At 54.5% G+C, this 24,584-nt stretch carries 25 protein-coding genes; 14 read left to right on the top strand and 11 right to left on the bottom strand.

Annotated elements, in window-relative coordinates; genetic code table 11:
* From rlmN to ASD8599_RS00165, 3 genes are all read right to left on the bottom strand, one after another.
* The gene (gene rlmN, locus ASD8599_RS00175) at window positions 1-1,176 is read right to left on the bottom strand and encodes a dual-specificity RNA methyltransferase RlmN (RefSeq protein WP_108826665.1); all 1,176 of its coding nucleotides are present in this window, start codon (window positions 1,174-1,176) and stop codon (window positions 1-3) included.
* A gap of 71 nt (window positions 1,177-1,247) precedes the next feature.
* Window positions 1,248-1,658, bottom strand: a complete 411-nt coding sequence (locus ASD8599_RS00170) for a CopD family protein (protein ID WP_108826664.1) — start codon at window positions 1,656-1,658, stop codon at window positions 1,248-1,250.
* 9 nt (window positions 1,659-1,667) lie between these two features.
* Window positions 1,668-2,198: an invasion associated locus B family protein gene (locus tag ASD8599_RS00165; protein WP_108826663.1), complete on the bottom strand. Its 531-nt coding sequence runs from the start codon at window positions 2,196-2,198 to the stop codon at window positions 1,668-1,670.
* 175 nt (window positions 2,199-2,373) lie between these two features.
* Between ASD8599_RS00165 and ASD8599_RS00160 the strand changes: the two genes are divergently transcribed.
* Window positions 2,374-3,354, top strand: coding sequence for an asparaginase (locus ASD8599_RS00160; RefSeq protein WP_108826662.1), 981 nt, complete (start codon window positions 2,374-2,376; stop codon window positions 3,352-3,354).
* Between the two features lie 60 nt (window positions 3,355-3,414).
* Here ASD8599_RS00160 and ASD8599_RS00155 read toward each other — a convergent pair whose 3' ends face one another.
* Together ASD8599_RS00155 and serB are read right to left on the bottom strand one after the other, a co-directional pair.
* Window positions 3,415-3,723 (bottom strand): hypothetical protein, encoded by a 309-nt coding sequence (locus ASD8599_RS00155; RefSeq protein ID WP_108826661.1) that lies wholly within the window; start codon window positions 3,721-3,723, stop codon window positions 3,415-3,417.
* Window positions 3,724-3,771: 48 nt separating this feature from the next.
* Complete coding sequence (serB, locus tag ASD8599_RS00150) at window positions 3,772-4,656, bottom strand: phosphoserine phosphatase SerB (protein ID WP_108826660.1); 885 nt, start codon at window positions 4,654-4,656, stop codon at window positions 3,772-3,774.
* Window positions 4,657-4,972: 316 nt separating this feature from the next.
* On the opposite strand from serB, the gene ASD8599_RS00145 reads away from it, so the two are divergent.
* The 4 genes from ASD8599_RS00145 to ASD8599_RS00130 all read left to right on the top strand — a co-directional run bounded on the left by ASD8599_RS00145 (window position 4,973) and on the right by ASD8599_RS00130 (window position 9,398).
* On the top strand, window positions 4,973-6,112 hold the full coding sequence (locus ASD8599_RS00145) for a phosphoserine transaminase (protein WP_108826659.1): 1,140 nt from the start codon (window positions 4,973-4,975) through the stop codon (window positions 6,110-6,112).
* A 100-nt stretch (window positions 6,113-6,212) separates the two neighbouring features.
* Complete coding sequence (serA, locus tag ASD8599_RS00140; protein ID WP_108826658.1) at window positions 6,213-7,808, top strand: phosphoglycerate dehydrogenase; 1,596 nt, start codon at window positions 6,213-6,215, stop codon at window positions 7,806-7,808.
* Between the two features lie 36 nt (window positions 7,809-7,844).
* Complete coding sequence (locus ASD8599_RS00135; protein WP_108826657.1) at window positions 7,845-8,582, top strand: Stf0 family sulfotransferase; 738 nt, start codon at window positions 7,845-7,847, stop codon at window positions 8,580-8,582.
* A 72-nt stretch (window positions 8,583-8,654) separates the two neighbouring features.
* Entirely contained in the window at window positions 8,655-9,398 is a 744-nt protein-coding gene (locus ASD8599_RS00130) for a metallophosphoesterase family protein (RefSeq protein ID WP_108829924.1), read from the top strand.
* Between the two features lie 77 nt (window positions 9,399-9,475).
* Here ASD8599_RS00130 and tdh read toward each other — a convergent pair whose 3' ends face one another.
* The 3 genes from tdh to ASD8599_RS00115 form a co-directional block, all read right to left on the bottom strand.
* Complete coding sequence (gene tdh / locus ASD8599_RS00125; RefSeq protein ID WP_108826656.1) at window positions 9,476-10,525, bottom strand: L-threonine 3-dehydrogenase; 1,050 nt, start codon at window positions 10,523-10,525, stop codon at window positions 9,476-9,478.
* Window positions 10,525-11,709 (bottom strand): glycine C-acetyltransferase, encoded by a 1,185-nt coding sequence (locus tag ASD8599_RS00120; RefSeq protein WP_108826655.1) that lies wholly within the window; start codon window positions 11,707-11,709, stop codon window positions 10,525-10,527. Before ASD8599_RS00120 ends, tdh begins: the two co-directional genes overlap by 1 nt.
* A gap of 85 nt (window positions 11,710-11,794) precedes the next feature.
* Complete coding sequence (locus ASD8599_RS00115; protein WP_108826654.1) at window positions 11,795-12,373, bottom strand: helix-turn-helix domain-containing protein; 579 nt, start codon at window positions 12,371-12,373, stop codon at window positions 11,795-11,797.
* A 108-nt stretch (window positions 12,374-12,481) separates the two neighbouring features.
* On the opposite strand from ASD8599_RS00115, the gene ASD8599_RS00110 reads away from it, so the two are divergent.
* Window positions 12,482-13,660, top strand: coding sequence for an acetyl-CoA C-acyltransferase family protein (locus ASD8599_RS00110; RefSeq protein WP_108826653.1), 1,179 nt, complete (start codon window positions 12,482-12,484; stop codon window positions 13,658-13,660).
* A 65-nt stretch (window positions 13,661-13,725) separates the two neighbouring features.
* Here the strand turns inward: ASD8599_RS00110 and ubiB are convergent, their stop codons facing one another.
* Together ubiB and ubiE are read right to left on the bottom strand one after the other, a co-directional pair.
* On the bottom strand, window positions 13,726-15,258 hold the full coding sequence (ubiB, locus tag ASD8599_RS00105; protein ID WP_108826652.1) for a 2-polyprenylphenol 6-hydroxylase: 1,533 nt from the start codon (window positions 15,256-15,258) through the stop codon (window positions 13,726-13,728).
* 1 nt (window position 15,259) lies between these two features.
* Window positions 15,260-16,084 carry a bifunctional demethylmenaquinone methyltransferase/2-methoxy-6-polyprenyl-1,4-benzoquinol methylase UbiE gene (gene ubiE, locus ASD8599_RS00100; protein WP_281261547.1) on the bottom strand — a complete coding sequence of 275 codons (825 nt, stop codon included), beginning with the start codon at window positions 16,082-16,084 and terminating at the stop codon, window positions 15,260-15,262.
* Window positions 16,085-16,101: 17 nt separating this feature from the next.
* Here ubiE and mutM point away from each other — a divergent pair, with 17 nt between their 5' ends.
* Together mutM and ASD8599_RS00090 are read left to right on the top strand one after the other, a co-directional pair.
* Window positions 16,102-16,953, top strand: a complete 852-nt coding sequence (mutM, locus tag ASD8599_RS00095) for a bifunctional DNA-formamidopyrimidine glycosylase/DNA-(apurinic or apyrimidinic site) lyase (RefSeq protein WP_108826650.1) — start codon at window positions 16,102-16,104, stop codon at window positions 16,951-16,953.
* Between the two features lie 73 nt (window positions 16,954-17,026).
* The gene (locus ASD8599_RS00090) at window positions 17,027-17,803 is read left to right on the top strand and encodes an enoyl-CoA hydratase (RefSeq protein ID WP_108826649.1); all 777 of its coding nucleotides are present in this window, start codon (window positions 17,027-17,029) and stop codon (window positions 17,801-17,803) included.
* Window positions 17,804-17,819: 16 nt separating this feature from the next.
* Here the strand turns inward: ASD8599_RS00090 and ASD8599_RS00085 are convergent, their stop codons facing one another.
* Window positions 17,820-18,113 carry a DUF1330 domain-containing protein gene (locus ASD8599_RS00085; RefSeq protein ID WP_108826648.1) on the bottom strand — a complete coding sequence of 98 codons (294 nt, stop codon included), beginning with the start codon at window positions 18,111-18,113 and terminating at the stop codon, window positions 17,820-17,822.
* A 266-nt stretch (window positions 18,114-18,379) separates the two neighbouring features.
* Here ASD8599_RS00085 and rpsT point away from each other — a divergent pair, with 266 nt between their 5' ends.
* From rpsT to ASD8599_RS00055, 6 genes are all read left to right on the top strand, one after another.
* A complete protein-coding gene (gene rpsT, locus ASD8599_RS00080) occupies window positions 18,380-18,643 on the top strand; it encodes a 30S ribosomal protein S20 (protein ID WP_108826647.1) in 264 nt (87 codons plus the stop codon).
* A gap of 556 nt (window positions 18,644-19,199) precedes the next feature.
* Window positions 19,200-20,567 carry a chromosomal replication initiator protein DnaA gene (gene dnaA, locus ASD8599_RS00075; RefSeq protein WP_108826646.1) on the top strand — a complete coding sequence of 456 codons (1,368 nt, stop codon included), beginning with the start codon at window positions 19,200-19,202 and terminating at the stop codon, window positions 20,565-20,567.
* A gap of 211 nt (window positions 20,568-20,778) precedes the next feature.
* Window positions 20,779-21,504 (top strand): type 2 periplasmic-binding domain-containing protein, encoded by a 726-nt coding sequence (locus tag ASD8599_RS00070; RefSeq protein WP_146188170.1) that lies wholly within the window; start codon window positions 20,779-20,781, stop codon window positions 21,502-21,504.
* A gap of 178 nt (window positions 21,505-21,682) precedes the next feature.
* Window positions 21,683-22,801, top strand: coding sequence for a DNA polymerase III subunit beta (gene dnaN, locus ASD8599_RS00065; RefSeq protein WP_108826644.1), 1,119 nt, complete (start codon window positions 21,683-21,685; stop codon window positions 22,799-22,801).
* A gap of 52 nt (window positions 22,802-22,853) precedes the next feature.
* The gene (recF, locus tag ASD8599_RS00060) at window positions 22,854-23,954 is read left to right on the top strand and encodes a DNA replication/repair protein RecF (protein ID WP_108826643.1); all 1,101 of its coding nucleotides are present in this window, start codon (window positions 22,854-22,856) and stop codon (window positions 23,952-23,954) included.
* The gene (locus tag ASD8599_RS00055) at window positions 23,951-24,571 is read left to right on the top strand and encodes a LysE family translocator (protein WP_108826642.1); all 621 of its coding nucleotides are present in this window, start codon (window positions 23,951-23,953) and stop codon (window positions 24,569-24,571) included. The genes recF and ASD8599_RS00055 overlap by 4 nt, the downstream gene beginning before the upstream one ends.
* Window positions 24,572-24,584: the final 13 nt, after the last annotated feature.

Here is a 24,584-nt window from a genome sequence, read left to right as displayed (position 1 = left end):
TTACATGCCTGCTTCGGCTTCGATCTGTTTGCGCGATTTGCGGGCACGTTCTGTGGCAGATTTCAACTGACCACAGGCCGCCAAAATATCTTCACCCCGCGGTTTGCGGATCGGGCTTGCGTATCCGGCATCGTGAATAATATCTGCAAAGGCGTGGATGCGGTTGCCGGATGACCGCTTGTAGGGTGCGCCAGGCCATTCGTTGAACGGGATCAGATTGATCTTGGCGGGGATGCCTTCGATCAGTTTCACCAAGCGGTGCGCGTCTTCTTTGCTGTCGTTCACGCCGTCCAGCATCACATATTCAAACGTGATGCGTTCCGAATTGCTGACGCGGGGGTAAGCACGCAGTGCTTCCAGCAGGGCCTCAATGTTCCAGCGCTTGTTGATTGGCACCAATGTGTCGCGGACATCGTCCGTGGTTGCGTGAAACGAAACCGCCAGCAAACAGCCGATTTCCTCGGCCGTGCGCGCGATCTCTGGCACAACGCCTGATGTGGACAACGTGATGCGGCGGCGCGACAGCTGAATGCCTTCGGGGTCCATTGCAATCTTCATCGCATCGCGGACGTTTTCAAAATTATAAAGCGGCTCACCCATGCCCATCAAAACGATGTTGGACAACAAACGGGTGCGATCATCGGGGCGGGTGCCTTGAGTGGGCCATTCATCCAGATCGTCACGGGCCAGCATCACCTGACCGATAATTTCACCTGCCGTCAGATTGCGGACCAGCTTTTGGGTGCCTGTGTGGCAGAACGAACAGGTCAATGTGCAGCCCACCTGCGAAGACACACAAAGCGTGCCGCGCCCTTCTTCGGGGATGTACACGACCTCAACCTCATGGCCACCCGCGATCCGCACCAGATACTTGCGTGTGCCGTCTTCTGACACTTGCTTGCTGACAACTTCGGGCACCTCGATCACAAAATGCTCTGCCAGTTCGGCGCGAAAGGTTTTGGACAAGTTCGTCATCGCCTCAAAGTCGCGTACGCCCCATTGATAGATCCACTGCCAAATCTGGCCAACACGCATCTTGGCTTGCTTTTCGGGCGCACCCATCGCGATCAAAGCTTCACGCATTGCGGGGCGCGTCATGCCAACCAAATTGACCGGACCCTCCGGCAATTTGCGCGGAATGGTCATAACGTCTTGCGTGATAGGCGCATTGGCCATGGGAAGAATCCTTAAATGCGGGTTTCAGGCCCTATATCGGATCATGGGCGCAAATTAAAAGGGCCAAGCCCTTAAAACGGCTTTGTGACAACAACCCACAGGATACCGATGACGCCAAATACACTGACCTCATTAAAAATCCGCAAATAGCGATCCGATTCAAGGAACACGCCTTTGCGCGCTCGCAGCACCATGCGGCCAGTCATTGTGTAATGTACGGCGAGAGCCGCGACCAAAGCCAGCTTGACCCAAACCCAAGTTTGGAAATCCCAATGCCAGCCCAGCACCAATCCGGTGCCAATCGCGATAAAGCCCAGCCCGGAGGAAAAGCGATATAGCCGAAAGGTCAAATCCCCGGTTGGCCCATCTTCATTGAGACGGGCAAATTCACGCTTCCAATAGATCAGGGCGCGGGGGACGGCAAAAATGCTCGTCATCCAGCCCATCACACAAAGAATGTGTATGATCTTGACCCAATCCAAAAGGCTGCGTTACCCGCCGCAGCGCTTTTCGGCGTCTTCCACAGCGGCTGTAAAGCCCAGCAGCGAAAACGTGTCCTTGGTAACTGTGCCACGGGTAGAACGACCTGTGACAATCGCAGAGGCACCGCGCTTCATCGCCGTTACGATCTTGGCATCATCCGCCGCACTTGCAGGCCACGCCCACTCACCTTCCGTGAACAATTCAAACTCGTTGCCGGAAATGTTCATGTTGACCGTGCTGCCGCTTGCAAACGGATAGCCACCCGTGAACGCAACCTGCCCTTTGGCTTGCGCACTTGGACGATAGAACACCATCAGCAAAATCTGGCTACGCTCAGCGGCAACAACCCGCCCATCGCGCGAATTGACGATTTCCTTGGGCGTTGACACGCTCCAGCATTCGGTTGGATTGTCTTCAACAAAGACGCTCCAGTCGGTTTTGGCCGCAACGCGGTTTGAACTTTGATCTTGCGCCGCTGCACTGGTTGCGATCATCGCCGCACCTGCCACAAACCCGGCAAAAATTGTTTTAATTCCCATCTGTCCAGCCTCCAGACTGTACCTAATCCTCAATTTTCCGACACAAGCCCGGAGATCATTTGCGATCCCTCTCTTGCCAGTGCCGCTATTCTTCTCGACAAGTGGCACATTAGCGCGAAATTGGCGACGTGCGAAAGCCTGATTGGCAGGAATTCGCCAAGTTGTGAGGGGAAAAATGACGCAATCTGTGCCAATGGCGGAAATTTGGCGGGGTCCGTTCCTTGAATCTGTGCATTCCGGTCATGCCGTGGTCTGCGATGAAGCGGGGCAAATCACCCATGCATGGGGTGATCCAGAGGCGGTCGTGCTGCCCAGATCGTCGTCCAAAATGATTCAGGCATTGCCATTGATCCAGTCTGGCGCAGCAGATGCCTATAACTTGACGTCAGAGCAGTTGGCGCTGGCATGTGCCTCGCATCAAGGGGCTGCAATCCACACAGACCGCGTTGGAAAATGGCTGGATGCGCTGGGCCTTGTTGACGACGCATTCCGCTGCGGGCCTCAAATTCCTGCTGATGTGCCAGCGCGTGATGATCTGATAAAAACAGACCAAAGTCCCTGCCGTATCCACAACAATTGCTCAGGTAAACACGCAGGGTTTCTGACGCTCACACAACACCTCAAAGCGGGTCCCGACTACGTTGATCCCGACCACCCGGTGCAAAAAGCATGCCTCGATATTTACGAAACCCTGACGCAAGTCACGTCACCGGGGTACGGAATTGATGGATGCTCTGCGCCCAACTACGCCACAACGCTACACGGTATGGCAAGGGCCATGGCGCATTTCGCAGCAGCGCCGACCGGTAGCCCCGAAGAACGTCTGCGCAGCGCCATGATGGCCCACCCCGAATTGGTTGCAGGGGAAGGTCGCGCTTGCACAAACCTGATGCGGGCTATGCAAGGAAAAGTTGCGATAAAAACAGGGGCCGAAGCCTTCTTCATCGCGATCATTCCCGAAAAGAAACTCGGCGTTGCCCTCAAAATCATCGACGGTGCCACCCGCGCCAGCGAATGTGCCATCGCGGCGATCCTTGTGAAGTTAGGTGTGCTTGACCCTGAACATCCGGAAACGATGAAATACCTCAACGCCCCGATCACCAATTTTGCAGGACTAAAAACCGGAACGCTCAGAGCAGCTCCAAAACTGCTCTAGGGATCTCTTCGCAACAAATATTTTCGGGGTCTGGGGGCAAAGCCCCCAGCCTACCCTAACTCAACAATCTCGGCGGACTTCACAAGACCCGGACCCGTCCACAACCATCGGGCAACCTTTGGCTACAGACAAAGCGCTTGCCATGTCGTCGGCTTGAATGATCGAATAGCCTGACACAGGGTTGGCGCCCCCATCATTGGCCACACCACTTGCGCTGACAGTCTTGGACAGGCCTACAGGGTTTCCCCCGTCAACAAAGGCCGGTCCATCCTTTTCAAACCACGCTTGCCAAAGGGCCATGGCTTTGGCCCCTTCTTCCTCGGTTTCCGGCATTCCACCGCCATGGTAAGCAAGCAGGAATTTTGGCATTTCGTGTTCCCTTCTTCGGCTCTTGAACCGAGGATATCATAAAATGCACTATTTTGCAGCACCTGCAAAATCAGAGCGGGCAAAACCTTGCAAAAACAACAAAGCAGTCAGGTCGCCAAAGTTGATACGCACGTCACATTCTGCCGCAACAGCTGGCTTGGCATGTAAGGCCACCCCTGTGCCCGCACGGTGCAACATGCCCAAATCATTGGCCCCGTCCCCGACCGCAAGCACGTCAGCTTCAGCCAATCCCAAACGTGCGGTTATCTGCTCAAGGGCATCGACTTTTGCTTGTTTCCCAAGGATTGGCAGGCCGACGTCTCCCGTCAGGAAACCGTCTTCAACCACAAGCGTGTTGGCGCGATTCTCATCAAACCCCAGTTGCGCTGCGACGGATGATGTAAACGCCGTAAACCCACCTGACACCAAAGCCGCATAGCCGCCGGCTGCCTTCATCGTGGCCAGCAACGTATCCCCGCCCGGCATCAAGGTAATGCGCTGGGCCAAGACGGTCTCAATCACGCTTTCCGGTAAACCTTTCAGCAAACCAACGCGTTCGCGCAAGGCCCCGTCAAAGTCCAACTCACCGTTCATCGCCCGTGCCGTAATGTCTTTGACACGGGCGCCAACGCCTGCCTCATCCGCCAGCTCGTCAATGCATTCTTGCTGGATCATCGTGCTGTCCATGTCGGCCAACAGCATGCTTTTGCGACGTCCCTCCAAAGGTTGAACGATTAAGTCAACGCCAAGGCCCTGAACATCCGCCCACACATCCCATTGGTTGTCGGGCACGACAGGCAAAGTGAACTCCGCCGCCTCATCCGGGGACAACCAAACCGCATCGCCACCGCCCCAAGCATTGCGCAGGCTTTCGATCAAAGCCGGGTCCAAGGTGGGCGAAACAGGTGAGGTCAGAAGTGTGGCAACAAACATGGGATCTCCGATGCGCAAAGTCGCAGCCGACGTAGCGCATCAAAGTACACTTTACCAGTTAGGGCGCCAGATTAAGGCACCAGACATATGGCGAGGTCGCCAATTTCTAAAGAATAGATGCGCCACCAAAACAATGGATTTGAAACGATACTCACAGTGACCGGCGTTTCCGATTGACTCCATTTTACGTCGTGACGAAAGCGTTAAGTGTCGGATTTGTTACATTTTGCTGTTGCTCCTCCGAAAGCACAGGCGTATCCCCACACGTGGGACACCCTTCCCCAACGAAGGGCATTTATCTGTAAGGGTAGCATCAATGGCTATTGAACAACCGGCAGCGCGGCCGGCTAATCCGCGTTTTTCTTCTGGCCCCTGCGCCAAACCCCCCACACATGATCTGGCAAAACTGTCCGACGCGCCGCTTGGCCGTTCGCACCGCGCCGCAGTTGGCAAAGCCAAACTGCTGGCCGCGATCGAAGAGACACGCGAGATTCTCGGCGTGCCTGCGGACTATAAAATCGGCATCGTACCAGCCTCTGACACGGGCGCCTATGAAATGGCCATGTGGTCGCTGCTGGGCGAACGCCCTGCGCAAATGGTGGCTTGGGAAAGCTTCGGCGCGGGGTGGGTCACAGACGTGGTCAAACAGCTGAAGATCGAGGCGACAACACACACCGCCGATTACGGCGAAATCGTCGATATGGGCGCGCTGAACTACGACAACGATGTCTGCTTTACATGGAACGGCACCACATCCGGCGTGCGTATGCCAAACGGGGATGCAATCCCGGCAGACCGCAAAGGTTTGACATTGTGCGACGCCACGTCGGCGGCCTTCGCGATGGACCTGCCGTGGGACAAGCTCGACGTTACCACGTTCTCTTGGCAAAAAGTGCTGGGCGGCGAAGCGGCGCACGGCATGCTGATCCTAAGCCCTCGCGCCGTGGAGCGCCTCGAAAACTACACACCCGCATGGCCTTTGCCAAAAATCTTCCGCCTGACCAAAGGCGGCAAGCTGATCGAGGGCATCTTCAAAGGCGAAACCATCAATACGCCCTCTATGCTGGCGGTCGAGGATTACCTGTTTGCGCTGGATTGGGCGCGGTCTGTGGGCGGGCTCAAAGGGCTGATCGCACGCGCAGACGCCAACACGGCAGCGATCACGCAGTTTGTTGAAAACAACGATTGGATCGATTTCCTCGCCAATGATCCCGCGACACGGTCCAACACATCCGTATGCTTGAAGTTCACGGATGACCGGATCACAGACGGACCAGCCTTCGCCAAAGCTATTGCAAAACGGCTTGCAGACGAAAACGTAGCGCTTGACGTCGGCGCCTACCGCGATGCGCCAGCAGGTCTGCGGATTTGGTGCGGGGCCACGGTGGAAACAGCAGACATCGAAGCGATGCTGCCATGGCTCGCCTACGCCTTCGACCAAGAAATCAACGGTTAATTCTCTGCCCCCGATCCGCTTCATCTCGCAGGTTAAACCTCGGGGGAGGCCGCAGGCCGGGGGCAGAGCCCCAAACACATCTGACACAAGGACCAAACCCATGGCCCCCAAAGTACTCATTTCCGACAAACTCAGCGAAGCGGCTGTGCAAATCTTCAAAGACCGCGGCATCGACGTCGATTTCCAACCCGACGTGGGCAAGGACAAAGACAAACTGGCCGAAATCATCGGCAACTACGACGGCCTCGCCATCCGCTCCGCCACCAAAGTGACCGAGAAAATTATCGCGGCGGCGGACAACCTCAAAGTCATCGGGCGCGCAGGTATCGGCACCGACAATATCGACAAAGAGGCCGCGTCGAAAAAGGGCATCATCGTGATGAACACGCCCTTCGGCAACATGATCACAACGGCAGAACACGCCATCGCGATGATGTTCGCCGTGGCGCGTCAAATCCCCGAAGCCTCCGAATCCACACACGCAGGCAAATGGGAGAAATCCAAATTCATGGGGGTCGAGCTGACCGGTAAAACCCTTGGCGTGATCGGCGCAGGCAACATCGGCGGCATCGTGTGTGACCGCGCACGTGGTCTGAAGATGAAAGTCATGGCCTATGATCCCTTCCTTGGCGAAGAAAAGGCCAAGAAAATGGGCGTCGAAAAAGTCGAATTGGACGAATTGCTGGCTAAGGCAGATTTCATCACCCTGCACGTGCCGTTTACCGACCAAACCGCCAACATCCTCAGCAAGGAAAATATTGCCAAAACCAAAAAAGGTGTGCGCATCGTCAACTGTGCGCGTGGCGGCCTTGTGGATGAAGAAGCATTGGCCGAGGCGCTCAAATCAGGCCACGTCGCCGGTGCCGCCTTTGACGTCTTTGCCAGAGAACCTGCCAACGAAAACCCGCTGTTCCACTTGCCCAACGTCGTCTGCACCCCGCATTTGGGCGCGGCAACGACCGAAGCGCAGGAAAACGTCGCCCTGCAAGTCGCGGACCAAATGGCCAACTACCTGCTGACAGGGGCCGTTGAAAACGCTCTGAACATGCCGTCCGTGACCGCCGAAGAAGCCAAAGTCATGGGGCCATGGGTGTCTCTCGCAGGCCACCTTGGATCGTTCATCGGGCAAATGACGGACGAGCCGATCAAGGCGATCAACATTCTCTATGATGGTGTTGTGTCCGAAATGAACCTCGCCGCGCTGAACTGCGGTGTGGTCGCAGGGATCATGAAACGCGCGAACCCAGACGTGAATATGGTCAGCGCACCCGTGATCGCCAAAGAACGCGGCATTCAGGTCAGCACCACAAATCAGGACAAATCCGGCGTGTTTGACGGCTACATCAAAGTGACGGTGGTGACAGACAAACGCGAACGCTCCGTCGCAGGCACGGTGTTCTCGGATGGCAAACCACGCTTCATCCAGATCAAAGGCATCAACATAGACGCCGAGATCGGGGCGAACATGCTTTACACCACAAACGAAGACGTGCCGGGTATCATCGGTGTCCTTGGGAACACCATGGGCAAAAATGGCGTAAACATCGCAAACTTTACGCTGGGTCGGAACGACGTGGGCGGTGAGGCAATTGCGCTTCTCTACATTGATCACGCGATTGAACCAAAAGTGGTGGATGCGTTGGAAACCACAGGCATGTTTACCCAAGTCAAACGACTTGCCTTCGACGTGGCCTAAATCCAACATGGGCGCGTTCATTTGAAGATCGCGCCCATGCCTGACTATGACAGCTACATTATGTGCACCACGCCACGCAGCGGCAGCACAATGCTTTGTGCGTTGCTTGAGCAGTCCAAAGTGGCGGGTGCACCTCAAAGCTATTTCCACCAACCTTCCCTTAAGAAGTGGTGCGCCGGTCTAGGCCTTCCCAGCGATACACATCCAAGAAAAATCATGGCTTGCGCACGTAACCTCGGAATGGCTGGATCGAACATTTCGGGGATCAGGATGCAACGCCACAGTTTCGGATTTTGGGCTGAGCAGCTAAAAACGCTCTTCCCAACAAAAGCCACAGACGCCGAACGGATCGCAAGTGCATTTGGGCGCACAAGATTTCTGTTTCTTACAAGGTTTGACAAAGTGGCGCAGGCCGTATCCTTGGCACGGGCCGATCAAAGCGGTCTGTGGCATCGCAATGCCGACGGATCGGAAAGGGAAAGGCTGGCCGCAGCGAAACCACCACAATACGATGAAACAAAGATCGCGACAGAACTGTCCAATCTTGTCGCCCAAGATGTGGCCTGGAAGACATGGTTCGCGGCAGAAAACATAGATCCTTTGTACATTGGCTATGATGCACTGTCGGAAAATCCATGCGCTGTGGTTGGTGAAATTCTGGGTGACTTGGGGTTGGACATGAAGGCCGCGTTAAACCTTACGCCCGCAACCCAGCAGCTGTCGGATGATACGAACAAGGAATGGATCGCCAGGTTCTCAGCCAGTGGCGTGTGAATCCACTCGCAACGGGTTCTTAGGCACAGTATGTGCATCACTATTAAACGTATGATTCCCAGTCAGGTTGCTATGACAAATCCCATCTACGCCATTGGCGATATCCACGGTCAATTGGCCGAACTGCATCGTGCTATTGCGCTTATCGAGGCAGATGGCGGACAGGATGCCAAAATCGTTTTTCTGGGGGATTACACGGACCGTGGCCCCGACAGCCGCAGCGTGATTGAGTTTCTGATGGAAGGCCAAGCGCAAGGGCGCAATTGGACCCTGCTGAAGGGCAACCACGACGATATGTTCTGGAAGTTCATGCAAATCCCGCCGCAACATGAACCCTTTCTGCCTGCGGAATTGCATTGGCTGCATCCTCGTCTGGGTGGGGATACAACATTGGGGTCCTACGGGGTGGATGCCGATGGTAAGCGGCGCATGACCCACATTCACGCAGAAGCTTTGGAGGCTGTGCCGCAATCACATGTCGATTTCCTGAACAATCTCCAAATGAGTTACGAAACAGAAAACCTGTTCTTCGCACATGCTGGGATCATCCCCGGGGTTGCACTGAACGAACAAAGTGAATTCGACCTGATGTGGGTGCGCCAAGAATTTCACAACCACCAAGACCCGCACCCCAAAATCATCGTGCATGGGCACACACCGGTGTCCCAGGCCACACATTACGGCAATCGTGTGAACCTCGACAGCGGGGCAGGCTATGGCAAACCGCTGACAGCCGCGGTCTTCGAAAATGACGCGGTATACCGTCTAGCATCCACTGGACGTGACGCTTTGATCCCTCTTCATCTCGCCAAATAAACCTCGGGGGAGGTGCGAAGCACCGGGGGCAGCGCCCCCATGCGCAACGCGTGCCATGCTAACACTGCCCTAATGATTCAAGTCCAGTCCAAGACTACTTTGCCACATGTTCCCGATTTCATCGCTGCAAAGCCTTCGGTAAACTGGGACACAGGCAAGCGATGCGTGATGACACGCGAGACATCCAAACCATTCTGCAACATGGCGATCATCTTGTACCATGTCTCAAAAATTTCACGGCCGTATACGCCTTTTACGGTGATTGCCTTGAATACGATGCGAGACCAATCCACAGGGGATTTACCTGGTGGAATCCCAAGCAACGCAATTTTGCCGCCCATGACCATGGCTTCAACCATTTGATCCATAGCAATCTGATTGCCTGACATCTCGAGCCCGACATCGAAGCCTTCGCGCAGGCCCAATCCAGTCATGACATCATTCAAATCCTCGCGGGTGACATCGACGGGGACAACGTCAGCCACTTTGGCTGCAAGGCCAAGGCGCTGGGGGTTAACATCCGTGATGACGACGTGCCGCGCGCCTGCGTGACGGGCCACAGCTGCAGCCATTATACCGATGGGCCCAGCCCCTGTGATTAAAACGTCCTCGCCTAGAATATCAAAACTAAGAGCCGTGTGAACGGCATTGCCCAAAGGGTCCAGAATGGCGCCAGTCTCGTCTGGGATGTCATCGGGCAAAGGAACGACATTGAAGGCGGGCAGGCGCAAATATTCGGCAAAGGCACCGTTTTCCTGTACCCCTATTCCACGCGTTTCTGGGTCGAGGTGGAATTTTCCAGCGCGGCTTTGACGGGACTGTGTCCCAATCAGATGCCCCTCTCCAGAGCACCGCTGCCCAAGCGCCAAACCCTCAACATTGCGACCCATGTCAACAATTTCCCCGGCGAACTCATGGCCTGTTATCAGCGGAACCGGCACTGTTTTTGCAGCCCAAGTGTCCCAATTCCAGATGTGCATGTCAGTGCCGCAAATGCCCGTGGTTTTGATGCGGATCAGCACATCATCAGGGCCGATTTCCGGAACAGGAACCTGACATTTCCAAAGACCTTCACGGGGATGGGATTTGACCAAAGCGTGCATGTGATTGTGGGAACGGGAGGGCATCAAATCACACCGCAATCTCGGCCGGCGATCTCGAATGCAGTCAATGCGCGGTCCAGTTGATCACGGGTCAGTGCTGCATTCATTTGTGTGCGAATACGGGCTTGGCCGCGTGGTACAACCGGAAAGAAAAATCCGGATACATAAACACCTTGTTCGAAAAGTGCGGCAGCCATGTCTTGTGCCAATTGGGCCTCTCCCAGCATTACAGGTACAATGGGATGCGTGCCGGGCAGCAGGTCAAAGCCAAGCTGTTCCAGACCTTGCCGCCAGTACGCCGTATTTTCAGAAAGGCGGTTGCGTAAGTCACCACTTTTTTGAACCAGATCAAGGGCTTCAATGGCGGCGGAAACGATGGCAGGGGGCAGAGAATTTGAAAACAGATATGGCCGCGCACGTTGACGCAGCAGGTCGATGACCGGTTGTGATCCTGCAATGTATCCGCCTATCGCGCCACCCAAAGCTTTGCCCAAAGTGCCGGTTAGTATGTCGACATCAACGCTAAAGTGGTCCGGCGTTCCTGCGCCGTTGGGGCCGATAAAGCCCGTGGCATGGCAATCATCAACCATAACCAAAGCGTCATACTTGTGTGCCAGCGCGGTGATCTCCGGAAGATTGGCAAATGTGCCATCCATGCTAAAGACGCCATCTGTGGCGATCATTATGAAACGGGCCCCGTCATCGCGGGCAAGTTTCAATTGGCCTTCCAGATCAGTCATGTCGTTGTTTGCATATCGGTAGCGCTTGGCTTTGCACAAGCGGATGCCGTCAATGATAGACGCATGGTTTAAGCTGTCGGACACGACAGCATCTTCAGGGCCTAGAAGGGGCTCAAACAATCCGCCGTTAGCGTCAAAACAAGCGGCAAACAGGATCGAATCGTCTTTGTTGAGAAATTTGGCGAGCTTTTGTTCCAAGGTGCGGTGGATGTCTTGGGTGCCGCAAATGAAGCGGACAGACGCCATTCCGAAACCCCGAGGATCCATTGCAACTTTGGCGGCATCAATCAGATCAGGGTGGTCGGCCAGTCCTAGATAGTTGTTGGCGCACAGGTTGATGACATCGCTATCACCAACAACAATTTCAGCGCCTTGCGGCGACGCAATAAGACGCTCCGACTTCATCATGCCATCGGCTGCAATCTGTTCGAGTGTTCGGGTGATATGCGTCAGGTAAGATGTGGACATTAAGAGACTCCTTTGCAGGAGTATCTATCATATAAGAAAATTATCCGAAATAGCAGATTTCCGCTAAAGCAGAAAAATTCTGCAATTACAGATTTGCGCTTCCGCTGGCACTGACGATCAAAAAGGCGGATGCCGGACCCGAAGCCTCTATTCGGTGCGCCACATCAGCGGAATAGCGCGCTGTATCGCCTGCTTGCAGGTGTTTTGTGTGTTCACCCGAAGTGACGTAAAGCGATCCGCTTATCACGGTCAGATGTTCTTTTGTGCCACTCGTGTGTGGTTGGCTGTCCAATACACCCGCGTCTGTAAACCGAAGTTCATAAATCTCTGTTTTGCCAGCATCTTCCGGAGGCGATAGAATCAGAATGTTCAATCCAGATGCCCCCGCGCGGATGTTCGGAACGTCATCGGCACGCAAAACTTCGATGTCTTTGTTGATGATGCCTTCATCTAAAAGGCCCGCAAAATCCACTTGCAATGCGCGTGTCAGATTCCACAAAGTCGCGATTGTCGGGCTGCTTTCGCTGCGTTCGATTTGGCTGACCATGGATCGGCTAACACCGGACAATTTGGCCACAGCATCCAAAGACAGCCCTTGTGCTTGTCGCGCAGCTTTCAGCCGTGCTGGCAGTTTTGTCAAAATAGTGTCATTTGATTCCGTCATACTGGATAAGTGCCGTGAGACTTGCGCGAAGTCAATTGTCATGACGGTAGGTCGGGGCTGACAAAAAACAGTGAACACAGTACTCCTGTGGAAAATGGAGGACTTTTTATGACAGATATCGTCATTCTTGACGGCGCGCGAACGGCTATCGGCACTTTTGGCGGGTCTTTGGCGGCAACCACACCTATTGATCTTGGCACCACAGCGGCAAAAGCCGCAATGGAACGCTCTGGCGTTGAAGGTGGCCAAATTGGTCATGTGGCTTTTGGCCATGTCATCAATACCGAACCGCGCGATATGTATCTGAGCCGCGTGGCTTCCATGGATGCCGGCGTGCCTGATGTCGTGCCTGCCATGAACGTGAACCGCTTGTGTGGCTCTGGCGTGCAAGCGATTGTGTCCGTCGTGCAATCTTTGATGCTGGGCGATGCAGAGTTCGGTTTGGCCGGTGGCGCCGAGAATATGTCGCGCAGTCCGTTCATTAACCCCATGCAACGCTGGGGCGCAAAAATGGGTGATATCAAAACCCAAGACATGATGTTGGGCGCTTTGAACTGTCCGTTTGGCACCGGTCACATGGGTGTCACGGCCGAAAATGTTGCAGCTGAACACGACGTGACCCGCGCACAACAGGACGCCTTCGCCATGCAAAGCCAGGAACGCGCCGCTGCCGCAATTGAGGCAGGCTATTTCGCCGGCCAAATTACCCCAGTCGAGGTCCGTGTAAAACGTGACATGGTGCCGTTTGAAGTGGACGAGCACCCCAAAGCAACGTCACTTGAAGCGTTGGGTGGTTTACGGGCTGTCTTCCAGAAAGACGGATCGGTAACCGCAGGCAATGCGTCAGGGATCAACGATGGCGCGGCTGCTGTGGTTTTGGCGACGGCTGATGCAGCTGAGAAGGCCGGCCTGAAACCCAAGGCCCGTATTTTGGGTTATGCCCATGCAGGCGTGCGCCCAGAGGTTATGGGCATTGGTCCTGTGCCTGCTGTACAGAACCTATTGGCCAAAACGGGCTTGAGCGTTGCGGATTTTGACGTCATCGAAAGCAATGAAGCGTTCGCCTCACAAGCCTTGGCTGTGTCCAAAGAATTGGGCTTTGATCCAGCCCGCGTTAATCCAAATGGTGGCGCTATTGCGTTGGGTCATCCTGTGGGTGCGACGGGTGCGATTATTACGGTGAAGGCGCTGTATGAGCTGGAGCGCATTGGTGGATCAAAGGCGTTGATCACCATGTGTATTGGTGGCGGACAGGGTATTGCTTTGGCAATCGAGCGTATTGTTTAGTTGTGAAGTCGGACCGGGGCGCTGCCCCGGACCCCGGGATATTTTTGGCGAAAAGAAACCCTGTTTTAAAGCAGCTTTTCTGCCAGTTTGATCGCGCCGGCCCCTGTGATTGCCGATCCCAAGGCAGTCAGAATAATCCAGCGCCAGAATGTCGGGCGCTTTGGTGTTTCTGGATTGCCTTGTTTGATCAGGGCGGCCTCTACCAAAGCAGGCAGACGTGGGCCGAACCGCCCCAAGACCCTTGCCGTTTGCATCAGGTCTGTCAGCGCCGCCCGTGGGCCAATGGATTTTGAGATGTAGCTGGTCACCACGGGGCTTGCGACCTGCCAGATGTTCATTTGTGGATCGAGGCTGCGTGCAACACCTTCGACCACGACCATGGTGCGTTGCAGCAAGATCAATTCGGTGCGCGTTTCCATGCCGAACCGTTCGGTCACCTGAAAAAGATAGTTCAGAAGCCGCCCCATTGAGATTTTGGTGGCGTCCATGCCGAAGATGGGTTCGCCTACGGCCCTGAGCGCGCGTGCAAATTCGTCCACATCTTTGTCGGCGGGCACGTAGCCTGCTTCAAAATGCACCTCAGCCACACGCTTGTAGTCTTTGCGGATGAACCCATAGAGAATTTCTGCGTAGACGCGCCGTGTGTATTCGTCGATGTGACCCATGATCCCGAAATCATAGGCGATGATGTCGCCGTTTGTGGCCACCTTCAGGTTGCCTTGGTGCATATCCGCGTGAAAATACCCATCGCGCAGGGCGTGGTTCAGGAACAGTTGCAGCACCCGCTCGGCCAGCTTGGTGCGGTCTACGCCGATTGCGTCAATCGCGGCATTGTCGCCCATCGGCACGCCGTCCGCCCAGCCAAGTGTCATGACCCTTTGAGCGGAATATTCCCACTTCATTTCAGGCAGTTGGAAACCTTCGTCTTTGGCGGTGTTGGCGGAGAACTCCGATGCGGCAGAGCTTTCCAACCGCAAATCGAGTTCGCCTTGCACTACACCGTCGAAGTGTTCGATGACTTCGATGGGCCGCAGGCGTCGTGCGCCCGGGGCGCAGATTTCGATGATGCGGGCGGCGAGATAGAAGGCGTCCACGTCTTTGGTGAATGCTCGTTCGATCCCCGGACGCAGCACTTTGACGGCGACCTCTTCTCCTGTGGATTGCAGCCGTGCTTTGTGCACCTGCGCGATTGAGGCGGCAGCCACGGGTTCGCTAAATTCAGAGAAAATCTGATCGACAGGCAACCCCAGTTCGCTTTCGACTTCCTGCTTGGCGCGTTCAATCGAAAACGGTGGCAGTTTGTCTTGCAAGACACGCAATTGTACCGCCAGTTCGTCGCCAACGACATCCGGGCGTGTCGACAATACCTGCCCGAATTTGATGTAGGCGGGACCAAGCGCCGTCAAGGCGCGTGTGGCGGGGGGCATAGTCGGGTCGCCTTTATACCCCAACCACATAAAAGGTTTGCCCAGCGCCTTTGCCACAAACCGCAGCGCGGGCGGCGCGTCAAAGGCGTCGAGCACCACGTTCATGGCGCCCGTGCGTTCCAGCGTCGCGCCTGTGCGGATCAGCCGCCAGATGTTGTGGGGGCCACGCATCTCAGATTTTCCAACCGGAATGAAGCGCAGCCACGCCCATCGTCATGTTGCGGTATTTGGCGTTTTCAAACCCTGCCGCCCGCACCATTCCAAGAAAAGTGTCTTGGTCGGGGAAATTGCGGATCGATTCGACCAGATATTGATAGCTGTCGCGGTCGTTTGCGATCATTTTGCCCATCTGGGGAATCACGTTGAAGGAATACAGATCGTATGCTTTTTGCATCATATCGTTGGGCAGCTGGCTGAATTCCAGCACCATCAAGCGCCCGCCGGGGCGCAGCACGCGGAAGGCTTCGTTCAGGGCCTCTTGCGGGCGGGTCACGTTCCGGATGCCGAAGGAAATAGTGTAGACGTCGAAGGTATTGTCCTCGAAGGGCAGGGCCATGGCGTCACCAACCACCCAGTCCAGACTATCGTGCATTGATGTCGCTTCGGCACGTTTGCGTCCTTCAATCAGCATGGGCTCTGTCAGGTCCAGAACCGTGGCGTGGCCGTGGCCTGCGCGTTTCAGGAACTTGAAGGAAATATCGCCAGTGCCCCCTGCCACATCCAATAGCTTCTGACCGGGGCGGGGGGCCAGCCAATCCATCATCGCCTCTTTCCAGATGCGGTGAATGCCGACACTCATGACGTCATTCATAATGTCGTATTTGCTGGCGACCGAGTTGAACACACCCTGCACGCGCCCTGCCTTTTCGTCTTCGGGAACAGTTTCAAAGCCGAAGTGGGTGGTGTTGTCGGTCATAGTCTTACGCCTTCTGTCTTGATAGTTGTGAGATATAGCGCCAGTTGAAGAGTTACAAACCACCAATTGCCGCAGGCGCATCAGCAGGAAAGCAAAACATGCCCGAACTTCCCGAGGTCGAAACCGTGCGCCGTGGCCTGACCCCCGCAATGGAGGGGCAGGTGATTGCCCGAGCGGACGTGAACCGTCCTGACCTGCGCTGGCCGTTTCCCGATAGGATGGCGGAGCGGCTTACGGGTCAGACAGTGCTTCGGCTGCGCAGGCGGTCCAAATATGTGCTGGCGGATTTGTCTTCGGGTGAAACACTTTTGATCCATCTTGGAATGTCCGGGCGTATGACGGTGTCGGGCGATCCGCTTGGACAATTTGCCCACACCCACCCTGCCGCCGAAAAGCACGACCATGTGGTGTTTCACATGGGCAACGGGGCGCGGGTGACGTTCAATGATCCGCGCCGGTTCGGGGCGATGGACTTGATGGAAACGGCACAGGAAGGGACACACAAGCTGCTGAAAGTTTTGGGGCCTGAGCCATTGGGCAACGACTTCAACGATTCGCATCTGATAAAAGCGTTCGAGACTAAGAACTCTCCTGTAAAGTCGGCCCTTCTGGATCAACGGATCGTTTCTGGATTAGGAAATATCTATGTCTGCGAGGCGCTTTTTCGCGCAAAAATATCGCCTGTGCGGAAGGCAAAGAACATCAGCAAAGCGCGTGTTGCATCGCTGGTGCCGATCGTTCGCAATGTTCTAACGGACGCGATTGAGGCAGGGGGATCTTCTTTGAAGGATTTCCGCCAAGCCGATGGAGAGCTTGGATATTTCCAGCATTCCTTCGATGTCTACGGGCGCGAAAACGCCCCTTGTAAGACGCCCAATTGCACGCATACCGTGCAGCGCATTGTGCAGTCAGGACGATCGTCGTTCTATTGTGCCTCTTGTCAGACGTAAGCGCAAACTTAGCTTGAAACGCATCGTGGGCATGGTAATCATCGGCCCTTAACGCAACAACGAAAGCTTACTCATGGCCTATGAGACCATCATCGTCGCTGTCGAAAACCACGTCGCAACGATGACTTTGAATCGCCCCGACGCGATGAATGCCCTGAACGATCAATTGCTGACCGAATTGGCCGACGCACTGTCTGCGGCGCAAGCCAATGAAAAAGTGCGCTGCATCATCATCGCAGGCAGCGAAAAAGCTTTTGCGGCGGGCGCGGACATTTCCATGATGCGCGACAAGACGTTTGTGGATGCTTTTGCCGGCGATTTGTTCACACCCGAAACCGAACAGATCATGCGGGTGCGCAAACCTATCATCGCGGCTGTGTCTGGCTATGCGCTGGGCGGCGGTTGTGAATTGGCAATGATGTGCGATTTTATCATTTGTTCGGACACTGCAAAATTCGGTCAGCCCGAAATTAATCTTGGTGTTGTTGCAGGCATCGGCGGCACGCAACGCCTGACGCGCGCCATCGGCAAAGCCAAAGCCATGGATATGAACCTGACGGGCCGTTTCATGGACGCAGAAGAAGCAGAGCGCGCAGGCTTGGTCAGCCGAGTTGTGCCGGCCAAAAAGCTGATGGATGAAGTGAATGGCGCCGCACAGAAGATCGCTGAAAAGTCGATGGTGTCGGTGATGGTCGTCAAAGAAGCCGTGAACCGCGCCTTTGAGACGACACTGCGCGAAGGGCTGTTGTTTGAGCGCCGCGTTTTCCATTCATTGTTTGCGACGGAAGATCAATCTGAGGGCATGTCGGCCTTTTTGGAAAAACGTGAACCACAGTTCCGGGATAAGTAACTGCGAGCGACCGAAACTAATCGGCCAGAATCGCGATTTGGTAGTTGGAAAAGGCCTGGGCACGTATTTCCCTGAGCAGCCCGTATTCGGCACTTTGAAACACTGAGTTGACGGCATCCATGTCAGGATATTCAACGATTGTGATTGTGTTGGGGACCGTTGCACCGATCATTGTGGATGCGATTGTATAGGTCTGGACCACGCGCGCCTTTGCCTGTTCGAGCAACGGTGATGTGGTCGCCATGTATGTGCTTAGGGCTTCGGTTTGGTTTGGGTTCAGAGTTGTTAATGCGAAGACGCGTACTGTCATAAATATTCCACGACAAAATTTTAGTGTTCTTTCGGTGTAAGTTAAAAAATGCTGATGCCAATAGCGAAAAGTGATTTTATACGTTCTTCACGCTAAGGTTGACAAAGGATCGATCCACGACGGGGTTGGGGATTTTAGCGCGGGCGCTTAGCCTGAACGGAAATAAGGTTGACTCATCCACTAAGCGGGCCTAAAGACGCGACTTCATCGCAGCCCATGGCTGCACATACCTACCGCACCGATCAAAATCACGGGACGAGATAATCATGGCAAATACGCCTCAAGCGAAGAAACGCGCACGTCAAAACGAAGCACGTTTTCAAGTCAACAAAGCGCGTCGCTCGCGCATCCGTACATTCCTGCGCACTGTTGAAGAAGCAATCGCTTCCGGCGACAAAGAAGCCGCAAACAAAGCCCTGCAAGCTGCTCAGCCTGAGTTGATGCGCGGCGTGACCAAGGGCGTGTACCACAAAAACACAGCTTCACGTAAAATGTCGCGCCTAAGCGCACGTGTCAAAGCAATCGGCTAAAATACGCTAAATCTGTCGTATCCTTTAGACAGGTTCACGCTAAACATCTGATAGAAAAGGCGTCGCATACAGCGGCGCCTTTTTCGTTGCTGTGACCAAAAAACACGGGCTCTAGATTCGGAGAATATGAATCTCTGAGTCAACACCAAAGGTCTGTTGCCGGGCCGCTTGGGTTGTTGCTACCAAAGGGCCAAGCGATTCACTTCGCTGAACTTCTGGGGGGACGGTTCGCATCCAAATGCAGACTTTTCGAAGTCGTGGATGGTGCGAAACCGGGACGGGGCTGGGACGCTCTTTCCGGTGTCTGCAATGGCTGTGCTAGCGGCTATGACCTGTCTGCAATACTGTGCACAAAGCACGCGATAGTAATGTGAACCGTCAATGGATTCACGTATCGTTTGTGCTCTGTCTATAAAATTGTCCGGGACGGATTTGGCCTGTTTCTTCGGGAACGGGGCGATGCGTTATTGTTCGTGAGGTGCGCGTGAATTTGGAAGTGCCGACCGCGCAACGACGGGGTTGGGGCAGGTAAAATAAGATGGACGGTAGGAATACTATGACACGGGATGAATGGGCGGTTCTGCGCACACAGCTTGAGAAGACATTAGGTCAAAACAACTTCTCTACATGGATCAAACCCATGACGCTGGATTGCATAAACGACGATATCGCCACATTTCACGTTCCTACCAATTTTATCGGCAACTATGTCAGCCAGAATTTTTCAGATGCGATTTTGCATATTTTGAAATCTGAAGAACCATCGGTGCGCCGCCTCAGTTTTAGCGTTCCAGCCAACGTCAAAGATCGTCCTGCACCGTCTACAGCCGCCGTCACGTCATCGGCGCCGGCAACTGCAGCCAAGCCTGAGGCTTCTAGCTTTGTGCAAACAGCATCGTTGGACAAGCGTTTTACCTTTGAACGCTTCGTTGTCGGCAAGCCTAACGAACTGGCCCACGCCGCGGCCAAACGTGTTGGTGAAGGTGGTCCTGTCACCTTCAACCCCCTGTTTCTGTATGGCGGTGTCGGGTTGGGCAAAACGCACCTGATGCACGCCATCGCGTGGGACCTGCAAACAAATCGCCCCGACCTGAACGTGATGTATCTGTCGGCCGAACAATTTATGTATCGCTTCGTGCAATCCCTGCGTGAACGCAAAATGATGGACTTCAAGGAAATCTTCCGGTCCGTCGATGTCTTGATGGTCGATGATGTGCAATTCATTGCAGGCAAAGACAGCACGCAAGAAGAATTCTTCCACACCTTCAACGCGCTTGTGGATCAGAACAAACAAATCATCATTTCTGCGGATCGGGCCCCTGGTGAAATCACCGGCCTTGAGGAACGCGTAAAGTCGCGTTTGCAGTGCGGTTTGGTTGTGGACCTGCACCCCACAGACTACGAGCTGCGCCTTGGTATTCTGCAAAGCAAAGTTGAAATGCAGCAGCTGAACTACCCCGACCTAGAAGTCGCATCAGGCGTACTGGAATTTCTGGCGCACCGCATTTCAACCAATGTTCGTGTTCTGGAAGGTGCGCTGACACGGCTGTTTGCGTTCGCGTCATTGGTCGGGCGGGAAATCAACATGGAGCTGACGCAAGACTGTCTGGCTGATGTGTTGCGTGCCTCGGAACGCAAAATCACGGTCGAGGAAATCCAACGCCGTGTGTCTGAACATTACAACATTCGAATGTCCGACATGATTGGCCCCAAGCGTTTGCGCAGCTACGCGCGGCCGCGACAAGTGGCGATGTATCTGTCCAAGCATCTCACAAGCCGGTCTTTGCCAGAAATTGGCCGTCGTTTTGGAGGGCGGGACCACACAACCGTTATGCATGGCGTGAAGCGTATCGAAGAATTGAAAGTGGCAGATGGTCAGATTGCTGAAGATCTGGAATTGCTGCGTCGCGCCTTGGAGGCATAACGACACGGTGTTGACCGTTTGGTTATGACGCGGTGCGCTGTGTGTCGCGTCAGCGTGGTTTTAACCTATTTCATTGGTAGGCGCTGTTCATAGACAATTCAGATAAACCATGTAACGATTGCCCCATGTTTTGTGATTGTGGCATCGGTTTGATTGGATTGGCAGTATGACGCCGCCCCTTCACCTGTTGTTGGCGCATGGACTGGTCAGGATGGCTGCCACTGTTTTTGTAGCCCTTGGGGTGATGGTGTTTTCGATCAAGGCAGCACAAGCTGAAACTGTGCGTGTTTGGGTATACCACAATTTTCCGCCCTTTGTTATCGATGTGGATACCCAGTCAGGTCTTAGCTACGATTTCGCACGGGAACTGACAGTTAGATCAGACGGTCAACATGACTTTGTCGTCGAGGTCCTGCCACGAGCACGTTTGAACCGGCAAATGGCCGATGGCGCAGAGGGCATTGTGTTCTGGGCCAATCCGGTTTGGTTTGGGGACAAAGAGGAAACCAAATATCTGTGGTCGTCCAAGATTACATCCGATTCCAGCGTCGTGATGTCCCGTGTTGATGATCCAATTGAATACACTGGCCCGCAATCCTTATTGGGAATGGAGCTTGTAGGAATTGAAGGGCATCGCTACATCGGCGTCGATGAATTGGTGCAAGAGGGATTGATGACGCGCAAAGATCTGCATGCCGAAAGCAGTGCAGTACAATTTATTTCGACGGGTCGGGGGCGTGTGGCGATCCTTGCGCGGTCCGCTGCGGACTATTTTACCCGAAAGCTTGCGCTAACGGATATGATCCATTTTGCATCCACGCCGCACTCGTCCTACACGCGGCATGTACTGGTACCCAAAGCAGACTTTGCGTTGCGTGGCTACATCGACCAGGTCCTAGATGAATTGAACAAAAGCCCGATTTGGCGCGCCGTTTAGCGAACCAGCAGATTCAAAATTAAGGGCCCGGTTCAGATGTTTGGAGCCGGGGAATTGTGAATGCCGGTGACGTGCCCCTTGACCCTTTCCTGAAAGCGCCGCACAAGCAAATAACGCTTGAGAATATGGTGGAACAGGGTACCTTGCCTGTCCCGGCACTTCGGATGGGAGAGAGCATATGAAAATCAGTATCGAACGCGCAGACCTGCTGAAAGCAGTATCACAGGCACAATCTGTGGTCGAACGGCGCAACACGATTCCGATTTTGGCAAATGTGCTGATTGAAGCGGAAGGCAACGATGTCTCCTTTCGCGCCACGGACCTTGATATCGAAGTGGTGGACAAAGCACCTGCCATGGTGGAACGCGCGGGCGCTACGACTGTAGCCGCGACAACGTTGCACGAAATCGTGCGCAAGCTTCCGGACGGGGCACAAGTGACTTTGACCGCAGACGCCGCATCCGGGCGTTTGACCGTCGAAGCTGGCCGGTCCAACTTTTCGCTGGCGACATTGCCGCGCGAAGATTTCCCGGTCATGGCATCGTCTGAATATGCATCGAACTTTTCTATCGAAGCTCCAAAGCTGCGACGCTTGTTCGACAAGTCGAAATTTGCGATCTCAACCGAAGAAACACGGTACTACCTAAACGGTGTTTACATGCATGTGTCCGAGGCCGATGGCGGCAAGGTGTTGCGATGTGTCGCAACAGATGGTCACCGTCTTGCCCGAATTGACAGTGACTTGCCTGAAGGCGCCATGGACATGCCCGGTGTGATTGTTCCGCGCAAAACTGTTGGCGAGTTGCGCAAACTATTAGACGACGACGATATGAAAATCGCCGTATCTGTGTCCGAGACCAAAGTGCGCTTTGCCACGCCGAACATTACGCTGACCTCCAAGGTCATTGACGGCACTTTCCCTGATTACACGCGCGTTATTCCGCAAGGCAACACGCGGAAACTGGAAGTGGACGCTGCTGACTTTGCGAAGGCTGTTGATCGCGTTGCCACTGTTTCGTCTGAACGGTCCCGTGCCGTTAAGCTGCAGTTGGACGAAGACCGTTTGATCTTGTCGGTAAATGCACCCGACAGTGGCGCCGCCGAAGAAGAGCTGGCCGTCGCATACGGTGATGAGCGTTTGGAAATTGGATTTAATGCCAAATACTTGCTGGAAATTGCCAGCCAAGTTGATCGTGAAAACGCGGTGTTTATGTTCAATTCCTCGGGTGATCCGACTTTGATGCGGGAAGGCAACGACACAAGTGCCGTCTATGTTGTCATGCCGATGCGTGTTTAAGAGTTTTCTTGCCTCCGGCGGGGATATTTAGAGCGAAAAGAAGGGGGGCGGTATGTCACTGTTTCTGTCTTCTTTAAAAGTTTCGCATTTCCGATCCCACAAAATCGCGCACGTCGAACCGGACGCCCGTCCTGTTGCCATCTACGGCCCGAACGGTGCAGGTAAAACAAACATCCTTGAAGCCGTTTCCCTGTTGTCGCCTGGTCGTGGTTTACGCCGTGCCTCAGCTGAGGACATGGCACGCAGACCCGAAGCGCTGGGTTGGAAAATCAGCGGCGTTTTGCAATCTTTGCAACAAATCCATGAAATCGAAATCACATCCCAGTCTGGTGCAGCACGTCAGGTGAAAATCGACGAAAAGCCCGCACCGCAAACCGCCTTGGGCCGCATTGCTCGGGTATTGTGGTTGATACCGTCTATGGACCGTTTGTGGATTGAGGGTGCAGAGGGACGGCGGCGGTTTTTGGACCGTATGACCCTAAGTTTTGAGCCAAAACATGCAGAGCTGTCGTTGGCCTATGACAAAGCCATGCGCGAACGGAACCGTTTGCTGAAAGATATGGTGCGCGACCCTTCCTGGTATGCTGCTTTAGAGGCGAAGATGGCCGACGCCGGAGCTGCGATACATGCCAACCGGGTCGCGGCATTGGAAAAGCTTGAGGCAGCTCAATGTGATGCCGAAACGTCTTTCCCGCATGCATCGCTGGAGCTGACGCACCCCGACATTCGTTTGCCCACGTCTGAAACGGATTTGCGTACGGCATTTGCCGAAAACCGTATGCGTGATCTTTCTGCCGGGCGCACGTTGATTGGCCCCCACCGTGCCGATTTAATCGGGACCTATGCGTCTAAGGGTGTTGCCGCAAAAGACTGCTCAACAGGTGAACAAAAGGCACTGCTTGTGTCTTTGATATTGTCTAATGCCCGTGCCTTGGCACAAGATTTTGGGGCCCCGCCGTTGCTTTTGCTGGATGAGGTCGCGGCCCATCTGGATGCAAACCGGCGTGCTGCGCTTTACGATGAAATTGTCGCCTTGGGTGCGCAAGCCTGGATGACAGGCACCGATCTGGAGCTGTTTGACGCCATGGGGGATCGCGCCCAATACCTATTTGTGTCCGAAGACAACGGCACGTCATCAGTTGCCCAGACATGACGTTAAACCCTGCTGACCTGCTGTTGTATTGTGGCGCATTGGTGATCTTGTTTTTGACGCCCGGTCCTGTGTGGCTGGCGTTGATCGCACGCGGTCTATCAGGGGGCTTTCATGCCGCTTGGCCGCTCGCGTTCGGGGTGGCCGTTGGGGACATCATTTGGCCGTTGATCGCGGTGCTTGGGATTGCGTGGATATTATCCGTGTTCGACAGCTTTATGCTGATACTGCGGTGGGTGGCGTGTGGCGTTTTTCTGATTATGGGCTACGCATTGATCCGCCATGCAGGGGCATCGATTTCAACCAACTCAAAGTTAACGCGTCCCGGAATGTGGTCCGGTTTTCTGGCCGGTGTGGTTACGATTTTGGGCAACCCAAAGGCGGTTTTGTTTTACATGGGCGTGCTTCCCGGGTTCTTCGATCTGCGCACAGTGACGTGGGTGGATGTGGTGGTGATCATCGCTGTTTCAGTTGCTGTGCCATTTGCCGGCAATGTGTTGATGGCAGCGTTTGTGGGTCACATGCGTGGCTTTATCACGCGGCCCGAAACCCTGAAGACAATCAATCTGACGTCTGGTCTTGCACTGATTTTTGTCGGTTTGATCATTGCAGTGTTCTGACACAAAATCTTGT

Origin of the sequence: Ascidiaceihabitans donghaensis (genome assembly GCF_900302465.1) — a bacterium.
Taxonomy (GTDB): Bacteria; Pseudomonadota; Alphaproteobacteria; order Rhodobacterales; family Rhodobacteraceae; genus Ascidiaceihabitans; species Ascidiaceihabitans donghaensis.
The sequence above is the reverse complement of the archived record's forward strand: the minus strand, read 5'-3'. Positions and strand labels throughout refer to the sequence as shown.